Genomic DNA, 23,951 nt, shown 5'->3' with positions numbered 1-23,951 from the left:
CTTGTTTTTTTTCAAAGCAGCCCCCATCTTGGTTTCAAGCTTACTTCCATCTGTTTACGGCCTTATGGCCGCCGTAGAGGCGAAATCATGAAGACAACCATCGAATTGCCTCTCCTGCCATTGCGTGATGTTGTGGTTTATCCGCACATGGTTATCCCGCTGTTCGTGGGGCGCGAGAAATCCATCGAAGCCCTCGAGGCCGCGATGACGGGCGACAAGCAGATCCTTCTGCTGGCTCAGAGAAACCCTGCTGACGACGATCCCGGTGAAGATGCACTTTATCGCGTAGGTACAATTGCGACCGTTCTGCAGCTGCTCAAGCTGCCTGACGGCACCGTCAAGGTTTTGGTCGAAGGCGAACAGCGAGGCGCCGTGGAGCGCTTCAGCGAAGTGGACGGCCACTGCCGTGCCGAAGTCTCGCTGATCGACGAAGTCGACGCGCCTGAGCGCGAGTCGGAAGTGTTCGTGCGCAGCCTGCTGGCTCAGTTCGAACAATACGTGCAGCTGGGCAAGAAAGTTCCGGCTGAAGTCCTGTCGTCGCTCAACAGCATCGACGAGCCAGGCCGCCTGGTCGACACCATGGCCGCCCACATGGCCCTGAAGATCGAGCAGAAGCAGGAAATCCTCGAAATCATCGATTTGTCGGCCCGGGTCGAGCACGTCCTGGCGTTGCTGGATGCCGAGATCGATCTGCTGCAAGTCGAAAAACGCATTCGCGGTCGTGTCAAAAAACAAATGGAGCGCAGTCAGCGCGAGTACTACCTGAATGAGCAGATGAAGGCCATTCAGAAAGAGCTCGGCGACAGCGACGAAGGCCACAACGAAATCGAAGAGCTGAAAAAGCGTATCGATGCCGCCGGTCTGCCGAAAGATGCCTTGGCCAAAGCCCAGGGTGAGTTGAACAAGCTGAAACAAATGTCGCCAATGTCCGCGGAAGCGACAGTGGTGCGTTCGTACATCGACTGGCTGGTTCAGGTGCCGTGGAAGGCTCAGAGCAAAGTACGTCTGGACCTTGCGCGCGCAGAAGACATTCTCGATGCAGACCACTACGGTCTGGAAGAAGTCAAAGAGCGGATCCTCGAATACCTCGCCGTGCAAAAGCGCGTGAAGAAAATTCGCGGGCCTGTGTTGTGCCTGGTGGGTCCTCCGGGGGTGGGTAAAACCTCTCTGGCGGAGTCGATCGCTCACGCCACCAACCGCAAATTCGTCCGTATGGCCCTGGGTGGCGTACGTGATGAAGCGGAAATCCGTGGTCATCGCCGGACTTACATCGGTTCGATGCCAGGAAGATTGATTCAAAAGATGACAAAAGTGGGCGTCCGCAACCCGCTGTTCCTGCTCGACGAAATCGACAAAATGGGCAGCGACATGCGTGGCGATCCGGCGTCGGCGTTGCTGGAAGTGCTCGACCCTGAGCAGAACCACAACTTCAACGATCACTATCTGGAAGTCGACTACGACCTGTCCGATGTGATGTTCCTTTGCACCTCGAACTCCATGAACATCCCTCCGGCGCTGCTCGACCGGATGGAAGTGATTCGTCTGCCGGGTTACACCGAAGACGAGAAGATCAACATCGCTGTCAAATACCTTTCGCCAAAGCAGATTACGGCCAACGGCTTGAAGAAAGGCGAGCTGGAATTCGACGCCGAAGCGATCCGCGACATCATCCGCTACTACACCCGCGAAGCCGGTGTACGTGGGCTGGAGCGCCAGATTGCCAAGGTTTGCCGCAAGGCGGTCAAAGAGCATGCACTGGAAAAACGCTTCTCGGTGAAGGTAACTGCCGAGATGCTGGAACACTTCCTGGGTGTGCGCAAATTCCGCTACGGTCTGGCCGAATCGCAGGATCAGATCGGTCAGGTAACCGGGCTGGCATGGACTCAGGTGGGTGGCGAGTTGCTGACTATTGAAGCCGCTGTCGTGCCGGGTAAAGGCCAGTTGATCAAGACCGGTTCGCTGGGCGATGTGATGGTCGAATCGATCACCGCCGCGCTGACCGTTGTCCGCAGCCGCGCGAAGAGCCTGGGGATTCCCCTGGACTTCCACGAGAAGCGCGACACGCACATCCACATGCCGGAAGGGGCGACCCCGAAGGACGGTCCTAGCGCCGGCGTAGGCATGTGCACGGCCCTGGTGTCGGCATTGACCGGGATCCCGGTGCGTGCAGACGTCGCGATGACGGGTGAAATTACCCTGCGTGGCCAGGTGTTGGCGATCGGCGGTTTGAAGGAAAAACTGTTGGCTGCTCACCGTGGCGGGATCAAGACAGTGATCATTCCTGAAGAGAACGTACGCGATCTGAAGGAAATTCCTGACAATATCAAGCAAGATCTGCAGATTAAACCGGTTAAATGGATTGACGAGGTCCTGCAAATTGCGCTGCAATACGCGCCGGAGCCGCTGCCAGATGTGGTTCCAGAGATAGTTGCAAAGGATGAAAAACGCGAGTCTGACTCTAAGGAAAGAATTAGCACGCATTAGTACGCATTTGCCTGGGTGGCTTGTTGACAGCTTTTTAGAGCCCTTGTTATAAAGCGGCTCTTAAGTGTCTGTAGGCCATTCAGCACTCGTTTTTGCTTTCACCAAAAAACTTAGAATCATACTCAAATAGATATAAGGGGACTTAGAGTGAACAAGTCGGAACTGATTGATGCTATCGCTGCATCCGCTGATATCCCGAAAGCTGCTGCTGGCCGTGCGCTGGACGCTGTAATCGAATCCGTCACTGGCGCTCTCAAGGCTGGCGACTCTGTTGTTCTGGTTGGTTTCGGTACTTTCTCCGTCACCGATCGTCCAGCTCGCATTGGTCGTAACCCACAGACCGGTAAGACGCTGGAAATCGCTGCAGCCAAAAAACCAGGTTTCAAAGCCGGTAAAGCACTGAAAGAAGCTGTCAACTAAGTTCGTTTCAGGTTTTTGCCTATCCGGGTCGGGGTCATGCCTGACCTGGCAGCGGAGCGGTAGTCCAGTCGGCAAGTTGCCGGTCCGAGACACCGAGGGTCGCAAGTTCGAACCCTTGGTCCGCTCCGCCAGTTACGAGAAGGCGCATCCTCGGATGCGCCTTTCTTCTATCCGGATTCTACCCACGCTCCACGGTTGCCTAATTTTGAAGTTCAACCGTTTCTGGGGGACGCATGCTGCAGAATATCAGGGACAATTCACAAGGCTGGATTGCCAAGACCATTATCGGAGTCATCGTTGCACTGATGGCTTTGACCGGTTTCGACGCCATTTTTCAGGCCACGACCAGTCGTAATGACGCGGCCAAGGTCAACGGCGAAGAAATCAGCCAGAACGAGCTGAGCCAGGCGGTCGATATGCAACGCCGTCAGCTCATGCAACAGCTGGGCAAGGATTTCGACGCTTCCTTGCTCGACGAAAAAATGCTGCGCGAATCGGCCCTCAAAGGCTTGATCGACCGCAAACTGCTGCTGCAAGGCGCAGAAAAATCGAAATTCGCTTTCTCCGAAGCGGCTTTGGACCAAGTGATCCTGCAAACGCCTGAATTCCAGGTCGACGGCAAATTCAGTCCAGAGCGTTTCGACCAGGTGATTCGTCAACTTGGCTACAGCCGCATGCAATTCCGCCAGATGCTGGCTCAGGAAATGCTGATCGGTCAGCTCCGTGCTGGTCTGGCGGGTAGCGGTTTTGTCACCGATGCACAGGTTCTGGCCTTCGCCCGTCTGGAAAAACAGACCCGCGATTTCGCTACCCTGAACGTCAAGGTTGACCCGGCAGCGGTGAAGCTGACTGACGATGAGGTCAAGGCCTATTACGACGAACACGCCAAGGAATTCATGACGCCGGATCAGGTCGTCATCGATTACCTCGAATTGAAGAAGTCTTCCTTCTTTGATCAGGTCGCCGTCAAGGACGAAGACCTGCAGGCGGCGTATCAGAAAGAAATCGCCAACCTGTCCGAGCAACGCCGGGCTGCGCACATTCTGATCGAAGTGAACGACAAGGTGACCGAGGCACAAGCCAAGGCGAAGATCGAAGAAGTTCAGGCGCGTCTGGCCAAAGGCGAGAAATTCGAGGCGCTGGCCAAGGAATTCTCCCAGGATCCAGGTTCGGCGAACAACGGCGGTGACTTGGGCTACGCAGGCCCTGGTGTCTACGATCCAGCGTTCGAAACAGCGCTGTATGCGTTGGCCAAGGACCAGGTGTCGGCGCCGGTTCGCACCGACTTCGGCTTCCACTTGATCAAACTGTTGGGCGTTGAAGCACCGGAAGTTCCGACGCTTGCCAGCCTGAAAGACAAGCTGACCCGCGAACTGAAAACCCAGCAGGTCGAGCAGCGTTTTGTCGAAGCGACCAAGCAACTGGAAGACTCTTCGTTCGAATCTTCCGACCTGGCCCAACCGGCGCAAGACCTGAAATTGACTGTTCACACCTCCAAGCCGTTTGGCCGCGAGGGTGGCGAGGGTGTTTCGGCCAACCGTGCCGTGGTCACTGCTGCATTCAGTCCTGAAGTGCTGGACGAAGGTGCTAACAGCACCGCCATCGAGCTGGATCCGGAAACCGTGATTGTGCTGCGCGCAAAGGAGCACTTGAAGCCTGCTCAACTGCCGCTTGAAAGCGTGAATGCCAGCATTCGTGCGCAGTTGGCCAAGGAGCACGCCAGTGCTGCCGCCAAGACCAAGGCTGATGAGTTGATCGCCAGCCTGCGCGATGGCAAGACCCCGCTGAACAAGGCGATTGACGGTCAGAACTGGAAAGTGACTGAAGCTGCTACTCGCGCTCAGGAAGGGATTGACCCAACTGTGCTGCAAGCGCTGTTCCGCATGCCGAAGCCGACCGCCAAGGACAAGCCGACCTTCAACAGCGTGACCCTGGCCGATGGTAGCCTGGTGATCGTGCGCCTGAACGGCGTGAACGAAGCCGCAGCGCCGACCGACGAAGAGAAGGCTCAATACCGTCGCTTCCTCGCCTCGCGCATTGGCCAGCAGGACTTTGCGGCCTACCGCAAACAGCTGGAAAGCCAGGCCGAGATCAAGCGTTTCTGATGCTCGACTGAGTGGCCCGCTACACAAAGACCCCGGCCGAAAGGCCGGGGTTTTTTATGGGTGCAGAGAAAACACGGTTGGATATCCGTCGCCTGCGTATTTGCCGTACGACTTTTCCCATAAACGACAGTCAGTAAACATGTAAATGTTTTAAGACACTAATCGATGCTCCGCTAAGCATCGATCTGTTGCACAATACGCCCCGGACTGTTTTCCTCAGGATGTTCAATGTTTAAATCAATTCCCATGCGTGTTGCCGGGCTGGCGCTGTTGCTGGCCGCTGTTGCCGGCTGCTCGTCGAAGAAAACCCCCATCTATGAGCATGAGAACTTCGATGACTCCGGGACGTTTTCGCGCAATTACCCGGTGACTGATGCGCAGACGTGCGAAGCCGCCCGTCGGGCGTTGCTCAGCCAGGGCTACATCATTACCAGCGCCGACCCGAAATTGGTCAGCGGACACAAAAGCTTCCAGCAGACCGGCGAGACCCACATGGAGATCAGCTTCAGTGTGGTCTGTGCCGATGACGGCAGTGAGGGCCATCATGCGACCATGTTCGCCAACGCCCTGCAGGACCGTTATGCACTGAAGAAGACCAACAACTCCGCCAGCGTGGGTGTGGGCGTGTTGGGCTCGGTATCGATGCCGATCGGCTCGTCCGACGATTCGATGGTCAAGGTTGCCAGCGAAACCGTCTCGTCGGCCAAGTTCTACGAGCGTTTCTTTGCGCTGGTCGAGTTGTTCCTGCCGCCGGAAGCGAAGAAGGCTGCGCACATCGTCGAGAAGCCTAAAACTGACCTGGGCGTGCCTGAGGTCAAGGCTGCTCCAGCGCCTTTGGCGCCGACGCCGACACCTGCTGCCGAGCCAGCGCCTGCGGCTGAACCGGCACCAGCACCAGCCGCCTCGGAGCCTGTCGCACCACCGCCAGAAACTGCGCCGATTACCCCTGCCGGAAACCCCGAACCGGCGACGTCCACGGAAACTGTCACGCCACCGGCCCAATCGAACCTGCCTCCACCGACCGAGCCGATTCCGGCGATGCCCGTCACCCGCCAGTAATGGGCGCCTGACGCAACGGGATCGAGTGAGACAACACCGATCCCGTGATGGTTTTAAATTGATCCGCGTCAACCCGGGCTGTAGTCCTACAGCCTCTGTCGAAAAAATCCTGTGATAAATTCCTGATCGCCTGCTACGTTTTATAAGTAGCCGCTGAGCGGTGCGCCTGCGTCATTTTTCTTTCACGCGGGCACTTTATGCTCAGGGCGTGGGTCATTTATTCAGGCATTTTTTTAACGAGCGACAGGGGGATTTCACAATGGACGATTATCAAGAAGAGCTGCTCGAGTATCAGGCGTTTGAACTGGACCCCTTGGAACCAGCGGAAGACGCTACAGAGCTGTAAGCATCACGCGGATTGGCGATGACTGCGGCGAAACTCGCCGGGTGTCTGGCCGTTCCAGCGTTTGAAGGCTCGCTGGAAGGCTTCGGCTGAGGCAAAACCCAGCAGGTAGGCGATTTCACCGAACGCCAGTTCAGTGTCGCGAATGTAGGTCATGGCCAGGTCGCGGCGAGTGTCGTTGAGAATGGCGCGAAACTGCGTGCCTTCCTCGGCGAGTTTGCGACGCAAAGTCCAGGTCGGCAGCTTCAGGCGTGCCGCCACTTCTTCCAGGTCGGGTTCCCGGCCACCATTGAGTAACGGCCCCAGCAACTGAGTGATGCGTTCACGCAGGCTGCGGGTGCGTGTCAGTTGCTCCAGTTCCCGTTCACAGAGTTGCAGCAAGTGTCGCCAGGTGCTCGGGCAATGCTCCGGGTTGCGTTGGGCGAGGCTGGCCAGACTCAGGCGCAGCTGATTCTGTTCGGCGCCAAATTGCATCGGACAATCGCCCAGCACCGCATACGCCTCACGGTAATCCGGCTCGCAGAACTCGATCTCGATCCGCTCTGCGCGAAGCGGGGCAGGGCTCACGCTGGACAATTGGTGCAACCACCCGGCGATGATCGAATCCACCACGAAGCGGTTGTAGGCGTTGTAAGGGCTGATGGAGTAGAACCGCAGCCATGCGCCCTGAGCGTCTTCGTGGAAACTCGACTGGCCCCGATAGTTGGAGCCATACAAGGCTTCGAATCGAATCAGGCAACGCGCCGCTTCTCGAACCGTCGGTGCCTGAGCGGCGGTGACTCCCGCCAGGCCGGCCTGACTCAGGCGACTGAGCTGGCCCATGCGCAAACCCAGCGCCGGGTCTTCGGTGAGTTGAATGGCCCCGTGACCCAGGCGCATGTAGCGCGGGATCGACAGCCGGGCCCCCGCTTCGGCCAGGCGCGCTGCATCGAGGCCGTATTGCTCAAGCAGAGGCTGCGGATCCATGCCATGGCTGCGCACGGCGTCGGCCAGGCTATGAACAAAGCCTACCGACAGATCCCCGAGGCGCATCGGCAGCGGTTTCATGGTTTATAACCAGAGGTTCAGCAAACGCGCGCCACGGGCATTGCCGTCGGCGAACTGTTGCCCGTTGTTGCTGAGAAAACTTTGACCCGCGCTGCCCTTGTCCCAGAACTGACCGCGCAGAAACACGCTCATGCCGGCAATCGCCTGGCTGCTCGGCGGTTGGCCGGTCAGCGTCAGACGATGCCAAGCCTGGCCTTCACTGAGCTCACCAGCCTTGAGACTGACCGAGCCAGGCGTCGACAAACCCTTGTAACCACGCCACGGTTTGTCCCAGGTGTCACGCCCGACGACATACGCGGGGACAGCCACCAGATGGGCGCCCTGTGCGTCAAGTTTGCGGTAATTGTCCGGGTACCAACTGTCGCTGCCGATCAGCACGCCCAGGCGTCCTGCCGGGGTGTCGACGACGTTGAGCGTATGCTCGCCATTGGCTTCGATAACGTCTTGTTCAGCAAACACTGGATGCATCTGGCGTTGCGGCTGGCCGACCGGCAGCCCATCACGACCGAACACCACGCTGCTGTTGTACAACGCGCCGTGGCCGACTTTCAGCGAACCGTCGATGATGCTCGGCTCGGGCAACACAATCGTGCCGGCCACCAGGGTCACGTGGAACTCCTTCGCCAGCCCGCCGAACAGTGCCTGATAATCCTTGGCCATGCCTTTGGCCTTCATCCGCAAGTGGGCGTCGTCGAGGCGACTGTCGCCCTTGGCGCTGATCAGTGCACGGACGAACTGCACGGGATTACTCACCGCCAGCCAGTTCATCGCTTCCTTCAATGTGGTCGCCTGGTACAGCTCATCTTTCTCGCCGCTGACCATCAGCCAGGTGCCGATGTGTTCGGGCAGCACGACGATGGTCTTGTCATTCAGCAAGCCCTGGTCCTGGGCTTTCTGCAAATAGGCGGCTAGCTTGCGGTGCAGGCGTTCGGGGCTTTGATAGTCGGTGGGGAACAGCTCGGGCTGGATGCCCAGCAGGTTTCCGCGATCAGCGGGTGTGCCTTGATCGACCGCGAGATTGATCCGCAGGTCCGACAGGTAATGACCCGCCGGACGATCCGCGGCCCACATGGCGTAGGTCGTTAGGGCGGCAATCAATGCCATGGAGAAAGTCAGGTACAGAAGTTTGCGCATGGAAAACAGTCAATGGCCTTAGTGCAGGGGTATGGCTTTTGCGAGCAGAGCTGGGACGAGACTACGGCAAAACAATGCGTTGGGGATAGGATCACCTCTTGGTTTAAAAAATCTGTCTTCCAGAATCAAGTAGATAATTGCCCCAGCATTCAGGCTGGTATTTGTCTACCAGTTTATAGGCGCGGGCGCCATCGGGTGGGTGGGGTGGGAGCTGTCGCTGGCGAAGCTCGATTTGTGCGTGCTGTCCCTGCGGAACAGGGCTTGCCGGCGAAGAGGCCTTTATGATCGACATAAAGCTTCGTTGGCAAGCCAGAATCCCACAGGGACTGCGTTCAGCCTGTTGAGCGGCACTCCCCAGGCAGTAGCTGCGCTCAGTCTTGTGTGATATCCAGCAACCGAGGCTTGGCAATCGCCAGATAATCCCGCGTATCGAGCACCATCGACGCATCCAGCCGACCGGCGTTGAAGGCGATTTCGCCGTAGCCTGTGGTCAGGGCCGGGTCGACGATCAATTGAATCCGTTCATCGAAGACGAAAGGAGGGATGGCGCCGATGCGGCATCCGGTCAGTTCCATGACGGTTTCGGCTTTCACCAACTCGGCTTTTTTTCCGCCCAGGGCCGCTCCGACCTTCTTCATGTCGAGCTTCTGGTCCCCTGGCAGTATCAACAGGGCATACGGTTCAGACTGACCCTTGAGCGAGCAGAGCATGGCCTTCGCGCCTTGACCGGGCTCGGTGCCACGGATTTCGGCGACCCGCGCCGACTGGCCCTCGGCATCGTGCATCAAAACCCGGTAGGAGGCTGCGCGGGCATCGAGTAGCGCCACCAGGCGATCGAACATGGGATGCATGTAGTTTCCTCAGGTTTACAGGAGCAAGTCGTAGGACAGTTTGCTGATCAGGATCACCAGCAACACCAGGAACAGGGCTCGAACAAAGGGCACACCTTTATGAACCGCCAGCCAGGTACCGGTCAGCGCGCCCAGGATGTTGAATGCCGCCATGGGGATGGCGATCAGGTAGAGCACATTGCCCGTTGGAATGAAGAATATCAGCGCCGCTACGTTGGTCGCGATGTTCACCAGTTTGGCTGACGCCGAGGCATGCAAGAAGTCAAAGGCGAAGCAGCGGATAAACAGGAAGATCAGGAAGCTGCCGGTGCCGGGACCGAACAGTCCGTCGTAGAAACCGATCGCGCCGCCGATGACAATCGCCAGCAATTTCTCCCGGGTACCGATACGCATGGGTTTGTGCAGGGTGCCGAAGTCCTTTTTCCAAAAGGTGTAGATCGCCATCAGCACGATCAACACCAGCACCGCCGGCCGGATCACCGACTGAGGCACGTACGACACCGTGGCCGCTCCGAAGAAGGCCATCACAAAGGCCGCACAGGCGGCGGGGATCACCAGACCCCAGTCGATCACCACCTTGTGCACGAAGGACCGGGCCGCGAATGCGGTGCCGAAGCCTGCCGCGACCTTGTTGGTACCCAGCAGCGCCGCTGGCTGTGCCGTGGGCAGCACGTTGAACAGCGCGGGTATCTGGATCAGTCCGCCGCCGCCCACCGCCGCATCGATGAGGCCGGCGGCGAAGGCGAACACGCAAAGGATGACAATATCGACCATGAAATCAGGCCCTGACGATGAAGGGTTGGTCAGGAGCCAGCGGCACCACGCGTGCCGGGTCGTTGACCCCGAAGACGCGCAGCATCCAGCGGTCGTGGCCGTCGTAGCGGGGAGTAAAACCGTCCCGGGCATGCAGGGTTTTCTGATTCTTGAAGATCAGCATGTCCCCCGGTTGCAGCAAAATGTGGTGCACGACATCGGGATGATTGGCGGCGGCGGCGAACAGTTGCAGGGCAAACTGCGCGTTGGCGCAGGTCGCTGAGACACTGGCCTTGTTGTAGCGGCAATACAGGCTACCGGTTGCGCTTCTGTACAGCAGGGGGACGTTTTCCAGCACATTACCCTGTTTGCCGAAGGAGGCCGGTCGGCGAATGGCGAAGTGCGGTCGTGACAATTCTTCTTCGACAGAGGCTGGCAGCATGGCCAGCACGTCGCCAATGGCGACGATGCGCGTCGGCACACCGAGCTCGCAACGTAGACCGGTCAGGGACAGGTATTCCGGACAGGCCGACAACTGCGAGACGGGTTCGCAGGTCAAAGGCAGGTGAGGATTGTCGACATGCATGCCCAGGTCCATACGCGAGCCATAGGAGCTCTTTTCAGTCTCTCGCTTGTGCTTGGGCGATACGTGGCGGAACACCGTGTCGTCGTTTTCACCCTCGTACGCCACCGGACGGGTTTGCAGGGTTTGCAGCACGGACAGGATAGCTCCGGCCAGAACCGACAGGTCCTCGATACCCGGCTTCATGTCGTAGGGTGTAGCGGGCAGTTGCGGGTCCAGTGGCAGCCCCCTGACGATCATCGCCACCTCGCGGGCCTGGGGAAAGTTGCGCAGCCGCTGGATTTTTTCGGCGCACAGGGCGCGCTCCAGCAACTGCCCCAAAGCCGGCATGCGGCGGATGCCCGAGGCGCTGTCGGTCACGGCCAGCGATGCCAGGCCGGCTTGAAGAGTGCGCTGTTCTTCGAACGACACATGAATTTGCGCTATCTCCTGTCGGATCGAAGTCGCTGATTTTTTCCCCGGCCGTTGACGAATTTCTTCACCGATACGGTCCGCGGATTTCCCAACTATTTCATCCAGATTTGACACGTCCTTTTGCTCCTGTTTGCCTACTTCCTTGTGGGTTGAAAGGGAAGGCTAACGGAAGGGAGGGTTTTATGTTGCAATGCCACGTTGTGAAATCTGCAATGAGGTGGTGAATGGCGCTGGATATGCTGGGGGAGTTTGAAGCGTTCGCGACGGTAGCTCGCAAGCGCAGCTTCATCGCGGCGGCACGAACGCTGGGGCGTTCCCCCAGCTCGCTGACCCGTGCCGTTCAGGCCCTGGAGGAAAGTGTCGGGATCAAGTTGTTCAATCGTTCGTCCAATGCCGTGAGCTTGACCGAGGCGGGTGAGCGCTTGCTGCCCCACGCTTATAAAATGCTGGATCTGCAACGTGAGGCGGATGAAGACTTGGCCGGTCTCAGCGGCCTGGCCTACGGCTGGATCCGTTTTTCCGCCCCCGAGTTTCTCGGACATGGGGTATTGCCCCGGTTGATCGCGCAGTACTGCGAGCGCTATCCAGAGGTAAACGTCGATGTGATTTTCACCGATGAGACCATCGACCCGGCCAAGAGTAAGCTGGACTTCTCGATTCGCGGGGCGTTTCCGCAATCCAGTGAGTTGATCGGCTATCCGCTCTGGAATTATTCACGTTATCTGTATGCCAGCCCCGGGTATCTGGAGCGGCGCGGGATGCCTGATTCCATCGAGGCGTTGGAGGCACACTCGCTGATCCTGCATACGGCACCCCGGATTCTCAAAGACTGGAACTTTCGCAGTGAGGAGCAGGCCATCAGCTTTCGGGTTCATCCGAAGTTTCGTTTCAGCTCCGGTGTGGCGGTGTTCCAGGCGGCCCTGACGGGCATGGGGATCGCCCGCCTGGCGGACTGGCTGGCGGAGCCCGAAGTGGAAGCGGGGCGCCTGCTTCGGGTCTGTCCCGAGTACACGCTCACCTCCAGCGGCGGTGAGAGCCCGCAGATGCACGCGGTGTACCCGGCGGGGAATCTGCCGCTGCGAGTGAAGTCGTTATTGGAGGTGATCCGTGGCTTTGGCGAGAGCCTTGATCGAAAGCATGCACTGACGCTCTAGGTGGCTGCCAGCCGTGGTCAGTTCTTGAATGCCAGTATTTTTGCCCTGGTCACACTACTCCCTGCCTGCGCTTTCCTCAGTAATGGCCTCCCTGGATTATGGCACTCAGTCCAGGCTGAACGATGAGTGCCTGCGGCGGGCGCTGCACATTTGGATCAATAAGTTGTCAGTTTCGGTCATTGAGTGACAAGGGCGCGACTCTTAGTCTGTCCAACATGACTGACAGGAGCCGAAGAGCTCCTGCACTTTTTCCGTGATCGCTCGATGTGGAGTTACAAATGGCCGCCGCTCATTACCCGCACCTGTTGGCCCCGCTGGACCTGGGTTTTACCACGCTGCGCAACCGCACCTTGATGGGGTCGATGCACACCGGTCTTGAGGAGAAGCCCGGCGGTTTCGAACGCATGGCGGCGTACTTCGCCGAGCGTGCTCGCGGCGGTGTTGGCCTGATGGTTACTGGCGGCATTGGCCCGAACGATGAGGGCGGGGTGTATTCCGGTGCGGCCAAACTGACCACCGAGGAAGAAGCGCTCAAGCACCAGATCGTGACCCGCGCGGTGCACGAGGCGGGCGGCAAGATCTGCATGCAGATCCTCCACGCCGGTCGTTATGCCTACAGCCCGAAACAAGTCGCGCCGAGTGCCATTCAGGCGCCGATCAACCCGTTCAAACCTAAAGAGCTGGACGAGGAAGGCATCGAGAAGCAGATCAGCGATTTCGTCACCTGTTCGACCCTGGCGCAAAAAGCCGAGTACGACGGCGTCGAGATCATGGGCTCGGAAGGTTATTTCATTAACCAGTTCCTCGCCGCCCACACCAATCACCGCACCGACCGTTGGGGCGGCAGCTACGAAAACCGTATGCGCCTGCCGGTGGAAATCGTCCGTCGTGTACGCGAAGCCACAGGCCCGAACTTCATCATCATCTTCCGCCTGTCGATGCTCGATCTGGTGGAAGGCGGCAGCACCTGGGAAGAAATCGTGACCCTGGCCAAAGCCATCGAGCAGGCCGGTGCGACGATCATCAACACCGGCATTGGCTGGCATGAGGCGCGGATTCCGACCATCGCCACCAAAGTACCGCGTGCGGCGTTCAGCAAAGTCACCGCCAAGCTGCGTGGCTCGGTGAACATTCCGCTGATCACCACCAACCGTATCAACACCCCGGAAGTGGCCGAGCAGATTCTGGCCGAAGGCGACGCCGACATGGTCTCCATGGCGCGGCCGTTCCTCGCCGACCCGGACTTCGTCAACAAGGCAGCCGCTGGCCGTGGCGATGAAATCAACACCTGCATCGGTTGCAACCAGGCGTGCCTGGATCACACCTTCGGCGGCAAGTTGACCAGTTGCCTGGTGAACCCGCGCGCTTGCCATGAAACCGAACTCAATTACCTGCCGGTGCAGCAGATCAAGAAAATCGCCGTGGTCGGTGCCGGTCCTGCGGGCCTGTCCGCTGCAACGGTGGCGGCTGAACGTGGTCACGCGGTGACGCTGTTTGATTCGGCCAGCGAAATTGGCGGTCAGTTCAACGTTGCCAAGCGCGTACCGGGCAAGGAAGAGTTCTTTGAAACCCTGCGCTATTTCAACCGTAAGCTGCAGACCACCAATGTCGAGGTGTGCCTGAACACCCGTGTCGACGTGGCAAAACTGGTTGAGGGCGGTTACGACGAAATCATCCTGGCCACCGGCATCGCCCCAAGAACCCCAGCGATTCCTGGCGTTGAAAACGCCAAAGTATTGAGCTACCTGGACGTGATTCTGGAGCGTAAGCCGGTGGGCAAACGCGTAGCGGTGATTGGTGCGGGCGGTATCGGTTTCGACGTGTCGGAATTCCTCGTTCACCAAGGCGTGGCCACCAGTCTGGACCGCGAAGCGTTCTGGAAGGAATGGGGCATTGATACGCGTCTGGAAGCGCGCGGCGGTGTCGCCGGCATCAAGGCTGAACCGCATGCACCGGCTCGCGAGGTGTTCTTGCTGCAACGCAAGAAATCCAAGGTCGGTGACGGCCTGGGCAAGACCACCGGCTGGATTCATCGCACCGGTCTGAAGAACAAGCAGGTGCAGATGCTCAACAGCGTCGAGTACCTGAAAATCGACGACGAAGGCCTGCACATCCGCATCGGCGAAACCGGTGAGCCGCAGGTGCTGCCGGTGGACAACATCGTTATCTGCGCCGGGCAGGATCCATTGCGTGAGTTGCAGGAAGGTTTGGTGGCCGCGGGGCAGAACGTGCATTTGATCGGTGGCGCGGACGTGGCGGCGGAGCTGGATGCCAAGCGCGCGATCAATCAGGGTTCGCGGTTGGCTGCCGAGTTGTAATTAGCAGGCCAAATCTGCCAATGGCCATCGCGGGCAAGCCCGCTCCCACAGGTTCTGTGTTGTTCACAAATTTTGTGACCGATACAAGACCCTGTGGGAGCGAGCTTGCTCGCGATGGCTGCCTATGAGCGACTAGAATGCTGGCTCTTTCCGAGCACAATCAGACGCCCATGCTTTCCCCTCCAACCGATTGGTTACCCCAAGCCCCACTCGAACCCCTTCACCTCGACTGGCTCACCTCGGCCGGCATCGAAGTCGCCATCCTGCGCCTCGACCAGATCGACCCACTGATCAGCGGCAACAAGTGGTTCAAGCTCATCGAACACCTCGAAGCCGCTGACCAAACCGGAGCCCAAGGCCTCATCAGCCTCGGCGGTGCCCATTCCAATCACCTGCACGCACTGGCCGCGGCGGGCAAACGCTTCGGTTTCACCACTGTCGGCCTGCTGCGCGGTCATCCGCAAGAAACGCCGACGGTGAAGGACTTGCAAGCGTTCGGCATGCAGTTGCACTGGTTGGGTTATGGCGGCTATCGCGCGCGACACCAACCGGGTTTCTGGCAGCCGTGGCAGGCGCAGTATCCGGACCTGTGTCCAGTGCCCGAAGGTGGCGGCGGTCTGCGTGGTGCGCGAGGCTGCATGCAGTTGAAACCAATGGTCCTCGATCAACTGGGCAGCCTCGGTTGGAGCGACTACGACGGCTGGTGGCTGGCCTGCGGAACCGGCACGACCCTGGCGGGCCTGGCGCTGGCCGAGGCGGGCGAACATCCGGTGTATGGTGCGTTGGCGGTGCCAGACGATCATGGCGTGGCGCAGCAGGTTGAATCGATTGTACGAGAGGCGGGTTTGCAGGAATCGGCTTATGAACTGTTCGACGCCAGCCGTGGCGGCTTTGCCAAAGTCGATCCGCTGCTACTCGACTTCATCGACCAGACCGAACAGGTCACGGGTGTCCCCCTCGAACCGCTGTACACGGGTAAGGCTTTGCTGATGCTCAAGCAACAAGTCGAGGCTGGAAGATTCGAAAAGGGCACGCGCCTGATCTTCATCCACACCGGCGGCTTGCAGGGCCGCCGTGGGTTCAGCCCAAAAACCTAGAGTGCGAATGGGCTTTTTGTGGCGAGGGAGCTTGCTCCCGCTGGGCCGCGGAGCGTCCCCACTCCGACAATAAAATCGAATCTGACAGGCCGCATGCGAAGATTTTGGGACCGCTCCGCAGTCCAGCGGGAGCAAGCTCCCTCGCCACAAATGATCACTGGCCCCGCAACTTTCGCATGGCGTTTCACCCACGCTTGGGCATCATCCGCAGCAGCGTGTTATCGCCCACCACATAATGGTGATAAATCCCCGCCACCGCGTGCAGGCCGATCAGCCAATACCCGATCGTGCCGCCCAACACATGCCAGCCCTCGATTTGTTTGGCCAGCACCTTGTCCTCCGAGATAAGCAACGGCAGATCAAAGCCGTAAAACATCACCTGATGACCCTTGGCGCTGGTCACTAGCCATCCGAGAATCGGCATCGCGATCATGAAAATATACAACGCCCAATGCATCAGTCTGGCCAGCACGGTCTGCCAGTGGGGCGAGGCCGGAAAGATCTGTGGTGCCGGGCCCAGGCTGCGCGCGAACAACCGCAACCAGACCAGCACGAAGACCGTCAAGCCGAGCATGAAGTGCGATTCAACGATCAACGTCCGGCCACCGCTGCCCTTGGGAAAGACCCCGCGAAATTCGATGCAGGCGTAAACCAGCGCCAGCAAAACCAGCATCAACCAATGCAGCGCGATCGACACGGTGCTGTAGCGTGAGTCGGAATTCTTCCACGGCATACGGTGTTCCTCACAGGTCAGGTCTAAAGCCCACCGTTCTTGTTCGACGGTGTTCTCTAACTGTAATCCGCTTTGGTGGATTTGCCTGTGGCAATTGGGGCGTTCAATGCTCTGGCTCAAGTGATTGCTAAAAAACGCGCCAGTTCCGTAACGGAGCTGGCGCTTTGTTAGGGGGCAATGTCGTTATCAACTGCTTTGCGGCATCTCACCCTTGGCCAGACGCTTGTTGATGTCGGCGATCACTTCCGGCAAATCGGTGATGGTGTCGATCATGTAGTGCGGCCGCGAGCCTTCGAACATCGCGTGGATGCGTTTGCGTTCACTGTCGAGTTGGTCGCTGCCGAGGGCGCGGAAGCCTTCGTAGTCCAGACCCAGCGCGTTGCCCGAGCAGATCAGCGCCACGGTCCACATGCCGGCACGACGACCTTCGAGAATGCCCGGCACGGTGTCATCGATCTTCACGCAGGCCGCGACATCGTCGATGCCCAGCGCAATCACGTTCGCCAGTGCCTGAGCCGGCCATGGGCGGCCGTTAGGCACTTCGTCGGTGGCGACCACGTGATCGGCGACGTAACCGTTGGTGGCGGCCAGTTCGACCACCTTGTCCATGACCTGCTTCGGGTAACCGGAGCAGGAACCGATCTTGATCCCTTGCTGACGCAGGTTGGCGATGGTGTCGAGTGCGCCCGGAATCAGTGCCGAGTGCTCGGCGATTTTCTCGATTTGCAACGGCATGAAGCGCTTGTAGATCGCGGTGACGTCATCGTCAGTCGGTGTGCGGCCGAACACGGCACGATAGCGCTCGGCGACTTCCGGCTGATTGCACAAGGTGCGAATGTGGTCCCACTTGCCCATGCCCATCGGCCCGCGGGCTTCCTCGATGGAGACCTGGACGTCGAACTCGGCGAAGGCTTCGACAAAAATCTGCGTTGGCGCGAACGAGCCGAAGTCGACCACGGTGCCGGCCCAGTCGAGGATGGCGGCCTGGAGTTTGGTTGGGTTTGCGTAATTCATGGTGATCAAATCCTGTATTGGGAATGGTGATCCCTGTAGCAGCTGCCGAGCCTGCGAGGCTGCGTTCGGCTGCGGAGCAGTCGTAAACCCTGACAACGCGGTCCACCTGAAACACCGAGGTGGATGGTTTTACGACTGCTCCGCAGCCGTACGCAGCCTCGCGCAGCTCGACAGCTGCTACAAGTCGGTGTGGTTTAGATTTCGAGGACTTCCATTTCGCGGAGCACTTCGGCCACCGCCGCCACGGCCGCGTGCATCTCGGCCTGGTTGACGTGTCCGATGCAGCCGACGCGGAAGGTGTCGACCTGGGTCAGTTTGCCGGGGTAGAGGATGAAACCCTTGGCCTTGACCCGTTCGTAGAATTCCTTGAACTGGTAACGCGGATCCTTCGGCGCGTGGAAAGTGACGATGATCGGCGCCTGGATCGCGGCAGGCAGGAAACTGCGCAAGCCGAGTTTGGCCATGTCATCGAGCAGCACCTGGCAGTTGTTGGCGTAGCGCTGATGCCGCGCCGGCAAACCGCCTTCTTCGTTGTATTGCAGCAAGGCTTCGTGCAACGCGGCGACCACGTGGGTCGGCGGCGTGAAGCGCCATTGGCCGGTCTTGGCCATGTAGGTGTGCTGGTCGAACAAATCCATCGCCAGGGAGTGCGAGTTGCCGGCCGCGTTGGCCAGCGCGTCTTTGCGAGCGAAGACGAAACCCATGCCCGGCACGCCTTCCAGGCATTTGCCCGAAGCGGCGATCAGCGCGTCGAAGGGTACCTGTTGTGCGTCGATCGGCAACGCGCCGAACGAGCTCATGGCGTCGATGATCAAGCGTTTGCCGTGTTGCGCGATGACGTGGGCGATTTCCGGCAGCGGGTTGAGGATGCCGGTGCTGGTTTCGCAGTGAATCAACGCGACGTGGGTGATGCTCGCATCGGCGCGCAACAGACGGTCGACGTCGGCGGCGGTGGTCGGTTCGTCTTCGGCGGTTTCGAAGGTGCTGAAGGAGCGGCCGAGCACTTCGCAGATTTTCGCCAGGCGTTTGCCGTAGGCGCCGTTGATCAGCACCAGTACTTTGCCGTCGCGGGGCACCAGGGTGCCGATGGCTGCTTCGACGGCGAAGGTGCCGCTGCCTTGAAGGGGTACGCAGTGGTGGCTGTCGCCGCCGTTGATGATCGTCAGCAATTGTTCGCACAGGCTGGCGGTCAGTTGATTGAAGCGGTCATCCCATGAACCCCAGTCGACCATCATCGCCTGACGGGTGCGGGCCGATGTGGTCAGTGGGCCGGGGGTGAGCAGGATTGGCTCGGCAGTGCTCATTCTTGTGTCCTCGCAAAAGCTCTCTGTGGGATGACGCTACGGGACATAAATTGCAATTTCGGGTGCTATCAATCAAATTGTTTGTTGTTATGCCAGCCATCAGTGAGAGTTATCCATGAACCTGTTCCAGCTTCGAGCGTTCGACGCGGTGGCCCGCGAAGGCAGCTTCACCCGCGCCGCCGAGCGGCTGTTCATCAGCCAACCGGCGGTCACCGGGCACATCAAGGCCCTGGAGGAGCGCTACCAAATCACCTTGCTGCGTCGCACCGCGCGACGCGTGGAACTGACGGAGGAGGGCACCAAGCTGGCGGCGATCACCCGGGCAATGTTCGGCCTCGCCGAGGAAGCGCAGGTGCTGCTGGAAGCGAATCGACAGTTGCTGACCGGGCGCCTGGAAGTGGCAGCGGACGGACCGCACATGGTGATGCCGATGCTGGCCAGTTTGCGGGCGCGGTATCCGGGAATCACCGTGAATCTGCGGTTGGGCAATGCTCAGGAAACGCTGGCGGCGTTGTTGTCCGAACATGCCGACGTGGCGGTGCTGACTGAAGTCGAGCCGCGCAAAGGCTTGCACCTGCAAGCGTTGAACGAATCACGGATTTGCGCGCTGGTGCCTGAAAGTCATCCCTGGGCCAAGGCGTCCAAGGGCGTGAAGCTCAAGGAGCTGGATCAGGTGATCATGGTATTGCGTGAGCCGAATTCGATTACCCGACGTACGTTCGACGAGGCTTGCGCGATTGCGTCGGTCAATCCTCGGGTGTTGCTGGAACTGGACAGTCGCGAGGCGGTGACCGAGGCGGTGGCGGCGGAGTTGGGTGTCGGGGTGGTGTCGTCGGTGGAAGTCAGTCATGACCCGCGGGTAGCGGCGGTGCCGATTCTGGGTGAAGGGTTGGTCAATCGGCACATGATCGGGTGTATGGAACGGCGGCGGGATTTGCGTTTGATTCGGGCGTTTTTCGAGTTGGCGCCAGTCAGGTAAACCGAGGCGTCTGCATCGCGAGCAGGCTCACTCCCACAGATTTTGCGTCGTATACAAAATCTGTGGCCAACATAAATCCCTGTGGGAGCGGGCTTGCCCGCGAAGGGGCCGGCCCTGCCTACACAAGGCTCGTCGCCACCACCCGCCGCGAACGCTGTTCGCACAAGCACAACGCCATCTGCCGCAAGGAGCGCGCAGAGCATTCACGGTACCGGCCAAGGCATCTGGACGTGCATCTAGCCAGGTTCTCGGCCGCCTCAGACAAGGCTGACAAGGCTGACAAGGCTGACAAGGCTGACAAGGCTGACAAGGCTGACAAGGCTGACAAGGCTGACAAGGCTGACAAGGGCTGATCAGTCCTGACGGTTGACCAGCCAATCGAGCAGCAAGCGGCCATCGCCGCGTGGCTGGCGAGCGATTCGAGGCGCTGGCGGGTTGCTCGAAGCCGCACACAGCACTGGGCGATCCGGGTCGCTGTCGAGAAAACTGATCAGCACGTCGGTGCCGCCGAGCGGCAGCCAGGACAGATCGATCCGACCGTCCGGCGCGGCGAGGGCCACGGGTAGCCAAAGGCCGCTGGATTGATCGTCATCGGCCTGCGCGGTGGGCCACAACCGTACTTCTATCCGCCCTTGTGCATCCAGCACCGCCGGCTGCCCGAGCGGGCCCAGCACTCGCGCCGTCTGATAACCCGGAATACTCGGTCTGGCCTGCGTGAGCGCGGGGCGAAACACCGTGGACCACGGAATGGCGCTGAACTGATTGCTGTAACGCCGGGTCATGTCGAAGGTGTCCTCGGCAAGAATCGACGGCTGTTGGCCCTGATGCCGGATCTCGGTCAGCAGCCACTGATCGTTGAAGTTCGGGATCGGATGTTCCGACACTTGCACGATGCATCCACTGCGCAGATCACTGTGATTGCTTTGCCCTTGTATCTGCCGGTGTCGGCAGCGCAGGCGTTCGAGTGATCGACGACTCGATTGCTCACGCTCGAGCTGTTGCGGCGCAGGCGATGCGGTGATCGGAGGCGTGGCGTGACGCTGGAATAATTCACTGATCACCGGCGCGTCGCTGCGATGGGGGGACTCGTCGTAAAACGGCATCAGCAGCGGTTCCTGGGGGAAGCTCAGGCTGTCATCCGCCAGCACCAGCACGTGGCCGTCGCGCTGATGTTCGAAGTGATAGTGGATGCCTTCTTCTTCGCAGAGCCGTTGCAGGAACGCCAGGTCGGTCTCATCAAACTGAATGCAGAACGGTCGCACCGGGTAGCGCCCGTTTGGCAGTTCAAAACGGACGCTGTCTTCGGAGATCGCATTTTCTGCGAGCAGCTGGCGCAGGATGGCGGGCACGCCGAGTTGATGAAAGACCCGACGGCAAGGGTGCCGGTCCAGGTGTAAAAGCCAGGGCACCAATACCAAGTGGTAGCCGACTCGGAGCGGGCCACGATACTCGCGACTGGCGCTGTGCAGGAGGCCATGAATGCCGGTCTCATCCCCCAGGCTCAGGAACGCCGGTTGCTGCAGCAACTGCTCGAGGTTCATGGCCGGTGCCAGGCCGATCACTTCGATCTCGAAACGATAGGGCTGGTTGAGACTTTCCCGGCCATTGAACTGCAACACCTGCAGACTCAAACCACTGTCCAGGAGGGTCAGGGTAAAGGGACTTTCCTTGTCGTTGTGCATCGAACGCGCTTCTGCCATGGAATATGGGCGCAGAGGGTACGAAACCATGGGCCTTTATAGTCACCGCAAATCGACTTTTCAGAATCGCCCTACAACTGCTGGTGAAGATGTCGATTGGTCATGCCGGTGAACCGGGTGGAATTTTTGGTCGATTGCCAACTTTAGGCCGTATAAACTTGCGCAAAGCGTCGGCCAATAGATGTCTCGGCGCCACAGATAAGAGAGTGAGTAATGGGCGCACAGTGGAAGGTTAAACACAAAGAAGCGGCATCTAACGCCAAGGGCAAGATCTTCGGCAAACTGGTAAAAGAAATCACCATTGCTGCGCGCAACGGTGCCGATACGGCCACCAACGCACACCTGCGCCTGGTGGTCGAGCAGGCCAAGAAAGCCTCGATGCCCAAGGAAACCCTGGATCGCGCGATCAAGAAAGGCGCGGGCCTGTTGGGCGAAACCGTGCAGTACCATCGCGTGACCTACGAAGGCTTCGCTCCGCATCAGGTGCCGCTGATCGTTGAATGCGTGACTGACAACATCAACCGCACCGTCGCTGAAATCCGCGTGGCCTTCCGCAAGGGCCAATTGGGCGCTTCCGGTTCGGTGGCGTGGGACTTCAACCATGTGGGCATGATCGAAGCGTCCCCGGACAGCCCTGACGCCGATCCGGAAATGGCCGCGATTGAAGCCGGTGCCCAGGATTTCGAGCCAGGTGAAGAAGAGGGCACGACCCTGTTCCTGACCGAGCCTGCGGACTTGGACGCCGTTCAGAAGGCGCTGCCTGAGCAAGGTTTTACCGTGTTGTCGGCCAAGCTGGGTTATCAGCCGAAAAACCCAGTGACCGGTTTGAGTGACGAGCAGATGGCTGAAGTCGAGGCGTTCCTGGAAGGCCTGGATAACCATGATGATGTGCAGGATATGTTTGTTGGTTTGGCCGGTTAAGCCTCTTCAGACTTATGTTGACTTGTGGCGAGGGAGCTTGCTCCCGCTCGGGTGCGCAGCAGCCGTCGCTTTGGGGACGGCTCCGCCGTCCAGCGGGAGCAAGCTCCCTCGCCACAGGTTTTGTATGTAGCTGTCAGGACGCGCCTAACCCCCGCACAATCTCACTAAACCCCGGCCGCGCCAGCACATCCAGCTGACAGCATCGCTGTTCCAACTCCTCCAGCTGCAAGCGCCTTTCATCGCTCAACCCCGAGTCGATCCGCTCCAGCAATTCCCCCAGTAAAACCCCAAACGCCCGCACTTCGATCCGTTGCAGCGCACGGCTTTCCAGGCTGTCGGACGTCGCATGGAAAGACGCCGCGCCAAAGTCCCCCAACAGGCAATCACCGTGCTCGTTCCACAAAATATTGTGGCCATAGAGGTCACCGTGGGTGATGCCTTGGCGGTGCAAATGCTCGGCCACCGAGGCGATGCCGCGAGCCATGCGCAGCGCCACCTCGGCACTGAAACGGGTGTCATCGGCATAGACGTCGCGGGTACAGGACGCCAGGCTCGGCAATCCGGCCAGATTGCGGTAACTCGGGTCGATCAGTTGCATCACCAGCCCGGCCTGCTGCTCGGGATGCCCGACGATCCGGCCTTCGACCCGGATCAGATTGGGATGAATGCCGGCGGTGATGCAGGCGTTCATCTCATGCAACGGTGAGCCGTCGCTGGTCATTTCGCCTTTGTAGAGTTTGACCGCAACCTGAGTCGCCAGTCGTTCCCACCGCGCCCGATGAATCACCCCTGAAGCGCCTTCGCCCAGTTGTTGCTCCAGGCGCAGCTCAGCCCACGGAATGCTCGCCGTGGCATCGAGTGCCGCCGCGTCGGCTTCGGTTTCCAGCGGGTTACCGGCGTAGGCCAGCCAGGTCAGGCTCGGCAGGGTCAGCAGCCACTCGGGCAGCTCGGTCAGTTGATTGGCGGCGATGCGGATCAGTTCGAGTCGATGGCAATGACTCATGCTTTCGGGCAGGCGCTGCAAGCGGTTGCCGGCGAGCATGAGTTTTTGCAGGTGTGGGCGTTGACCCAGCTCGGCGGGCAGTTCACGCAGTCGGTTATCGGTCAGGATCAGCCAGCGCAACAGCGGTGGCAGCGCAGCGGCGGGGACCGTTTCGATGGCATTGGCCTTAAAGCCGATCATCGTCAGCGCGGTGCATTGACCGAGGCTCGCGGGCAGTTCGGTGAACAGGTTGTCCGAGCAAAACAGCACGCGCAAACGGGTCAGGCGATGCAGGTCATCCGGCAGGCTGCTCAAGGCGTTGCCGCTGAGGTTGAGCACTTCCAGCGAGTCCGCCAGGTCGAAGATTTCTCGCGGAAATTCGGTCAGGCCGCAGGCCAGATCCAGACGGGTGATGCCCGAGAGTTGGCCGGCGCGCAGTTGGGCGAGGGTATCCATTGACGGGTTCGCTATTGATCGAGTGGAGGGCGCGGGGGCCTGGAAATGGGCGACATGATAGCGGGAAAGGTATGTTGCCTGTGAGGCCGCCTTCGCGAGC

General features: G+C 59.5%; 19 protein-coding genes, 1 tRNA gene and 1 pseudogene. 11 read left to right on the top strand and 10 right to left on the bottom strand.

The features are described 5' to 3' along the window. Window positions 1-87 precede the first annotated feature (87 nt). The 5 genes from lon (at window position 88) to ACYZT8_RS18995 (ending at window position 6,068) form a co-directional block, all read left to right on the top strand. On the top strand, window positions 88-2,484 hold the full coding sequence (gene lon / locus ACYZT8_RS19015; RefSeq protein ID WP_010458711.1) for an endopeptidase La: 2,397 nt from the start codon (window positions 88-90) through the stop codon (window positions 2,482-2,484). A gap of 147 nt (window positions 2,485-2,631) precedes the next feature. Further along, window positions 2,632-2,904, top strand: coding sequence for an HU family DNA-binding protein (locus ACYZT8_RS19010; protein ID WP_002552737.1), 273 nt, complete (start codon window positions 2,632-2,634; stop codon window positions 2,902-2,904). Window positions 2,905-2,957: 53 nt separating this feature from the next. Continuing rightward, window positions 2,958-3,035: transfer RNA gene (locus ACYZT8_RS19005), tRNA-Leu, on the top strand. Window positions 3,036-3,137: 102 nt separating this feature from the next. After that, window positions 3,138-5,009 carry a SurA N-terminal domain-containing protein gene (locus tag ACYZT8_RS19000; protein ID WP_461975011.1) on the top strand — a complete coding sequence of 624 codons (1,872 nt, stop codon included), beginning with the start codon at window positions 3,138-3,140 and terminating at the stop codon, window positions 5,007-5,009. 228 nt (window positions 5,010-5,237) lie between these two features. Next, window positions 5,238-6,068, top strand: a complete 831-nt coding sequence (locus ACYZT8_RS18995) for a DUF2242 domain-containing protein (RefSeq protein ID WP_461975010.1) — start codon at window positions 5,238-5,240, stop codon at window positions 6,066-6,068. A gap of 349 nt (window positions 6,069-6,417) precedes the next feature. Here ACYZT8_RS18995 and ACYZT8_RS18990 read toward each other — a convergent pair whose 3' ends face one another. The 5 genes from ACYZT8_RS18990 to ACYZT8_RS18970 all read right to left on the bottom strand — a co-directional run bounded on the left by ACYZT8_RS18990 (window position 6,418) and on the right by ACYZT8_RS18970 (window position 11,190). Continuing rightward, window positions 6,418-7,458 (bottom strand): AraC family transcriptional regulator, encoded by a 1,041-nt coding sequence (locus ACYZT8_RS18990; protein ID WP_461975008.1) that lies wholly within the window; start codon window positions 7,456-7,458, stop codon window positions 6,418-6,420. A 3-nt stretch (window positions 7,459-7,461) separates the two neighbouring features. After that, window positions 7,462-8,592, bottom strand: coding sequence for a carbon-nitrogen hydrolase family protein (locus ACYZT8_RS18985; protein ID WP_461975006.1), 1,131 nt, complete (start codon window positions 8,590-8,592; stop codon window positions 7,462-7,464). 371 nt (window positions 8,593-8,963) lie between these two features. Continuing rightward, on the bottom strand, window positions 8,964-9,443 hold the full coding sequence (locus ACYZT8_RS18980) for a YbaK/prolyl-tRNA synthetase associated domain-containing protein (RefSeq protein WP_461975004.1): 480 nt from the start codon (window positions 9,441-9,443) through the stop codon (window positions 8,964-8,966). A 15-nt stretch (window positions 9,444-9,458) separates the two neighbouring features. Next, a complete protein-coding gene (locus tag ACYZT8_RS18975) occupies window positions 9,459-10,217 on the bottom strand; it encodes a sulfite exporter TauE/SafE family protein (RefSeq protein ID WP_461975002.1) in 759 nt (252 codons plus the stop codon). A gap of 4 nt (window positions 10,218-10,221) precedes the next feature. Continuing rightward, complete coding sequence (locus ACYZT8_RS18970) at window positions 10,222-11,190, bottom strand: TauD/TfdA family dioxygenase (protein WP_461975000.1); 969 nt, start codon at window positions 11,188-11,190, stop codon at window positions 10,222-10,224. 227 nt (window positions 11,191-11,417) lie between these two features. Between ACYZT8_RS18970 and ACYZT8_RS18965 the strand changes: the two genes are divergently transcribed. The 3 genes from ACYZT8_RS18965 (at window position 11,418) to ACYZT8_RS18955 (ending at window position 15,762) form a co-directional block, all read left to right on the top strand. Further along, window positions 11,418-12,347 (top strand): LysR family transcriptional regulator, encoded by a 930-nt coding sequence (locus ACYZT8_RS18965; protein ID WP_461974998.1) that lies wholly within the window; start codon window positions 11,418-11,420, stop codon window positions 12,345-12,347. A 278-nt stretch (window positions 12,348-12,625) separates the two neighbouring features. Continuing rightward, window positions 12,626-14,665 carry an oxidoreductase gene (locus tag ACYZT8_RS18960; RefSeq protein WP_461974996.1) on the top strand — a complete coding sequence of 680 codons (2,040 nt, stop codon included), beginning with the start codon at window positions 12,626-12,628 and terminating at the stop codon, window positions 14,663-14,665. Between the two features lie 170 nt (window positions 14,666-14,835). Next, complete coding sequence (locus tag ACYZT8_RS18955) at window positions 14,836-15,762, top strand: 1-aminocyclopropane-1-carboxylate deaminase/D-cysteine desulfhydrase (RefSeq protein ID WP_461982547.1); 927 nt, start codon at window positions 14,836-14,838, stop codon at window positions 15,760-15,762. Window positions 15,763-15,946: 184 nt separating this feature from the next. Here the strand turns inward: ACYZT8_RS18955 and ACYZT8_RS18950 are convergent, their stop codons facing one another. From ACYZT8_RS18950 to ACYZT8_RS18940, 3 genes are all read right to left on the bottom strand, one after another. Then, a complete protein-coding gene (locus tag ACYZT8_RS18950; protein ID WP_461974994.1) occupies window positions 15,947-16,495 on the bottom strand; it encodes a cytochrome b in 549 nt (182 codons plus the stop codon). A 186-nt stretch (window positions 16,496-16,681) separates the two neighbouring features. Beyond that, window positions 16,682-17,509, bottom strand: coding sequence for a phosphonoacetaldehyde hydrolase (gene phnX, locus ACYZT8_RS18945; protein ID WP_461974992.1), 828 nt, complete (start codon window positions 17,507-17,509; stop codon window positions 16,682-16,684). Window positions 17,510-17,703: 194 nt separating this feature from the next. Further along, window positions 17,704-18,813: a 2-aminoethylphosphonate--pyruvate transaminase gene (locus ACYZT8_RS18940; RefSeq protein WP_461974990.1), complete on the bottom strand. Its 1,110-nt coding sequence runs from the start codon at window positions 18,811-18,813 to the stop codon at window positions 17,704-17,706. 115 nt (window positions 18,814-18,928) lie between these two features. Between ACYZT8_RS18940 and ACYZT8_RS18935 the strand changes: the two genes are divergently transcribed. Both ACYZT8_RS18935 and ACYZT8_RS18930 read left to right on the top strand, forming a co-directional pair. Further along, on the top strand, window positions 18,929-19,792 hold the full coding sequence (locus ACYZT8_RS18935) for a LysR substrate-binding domain-containing protein (protein WP_461974988.1): 864 nt from the start codon (window positions 18,929-18,931) through the stop codon (window positions 19,790-19,792). A gap of 170 nt (window positions 19,793-19,962) precedes the next feature. Continuing rightward, a pseudogene (locus ACYZT8_RS18930) lies at window positions 19,963-20,067 on the top strand (hypothetical protein); the annotation flags it as partial. 78 nt (window positions 20,068-20,145) lie between these two features. Here ACYZT8_RS18930 and ACYZT8_RS18925 read toward each other — a convergent pair. Then, complete coding sequence (locus tag ACYZT8_RS18925) at window positions 20,146-21,474, bottom strand: type VI secretion system Vgr family protein (RefSeq protein ID WP_461974986.1); 1,329 nt, start codon at window positions 21,472-21,474, stop codon at window positions 20,146-20,148. A 231-nt stretch (window positions 21,475-21,705) separates the two neighbouring features. Between ACYZT8_RS18925 and ACYZT8_RS18920 the strand changes: the two genes are divergently transcribed. Beyond that, window positions 21,706-22,413, top strand: a complete 708-nt coding sequence (locus ACYZT8_RS18920; RefSeq protein ID WP_007946909.1) for a YebC/PmpR family DNA-binding transcriptional regulator — start codon at window positions 21,706-21,708, stop codon at window positions 22,411-22,413. Between the two features lie 133 nt (window positions 22,414-22,546). Here ACYZT8_RS18920 and ACYZT8_RS18915 read toward each other — a convergent pair whose 3' ends face one another. Continuing rightward, window positions 22,547-23,851: a protein kinase gene (locus ACYZT8_RS18915; protein WP_461974985.1), complete on the bottom strand. Its 1,305-nt coding sequence runs from the start codon at window positions 23,849-23,851 to the stop codon at window positions 22,547-22,549. Window positions 23,852-23,951 lie beyond the last annotated feature (100 nt).

The organism is Pseudomonas sp. LB3P93, assembly GCF_054898025.1.
The sequence above is the reverse complement of the archived record's forward strand: the minus strand, read 5'-3'. Positions and strand labels throughout refer to the sequence as shown.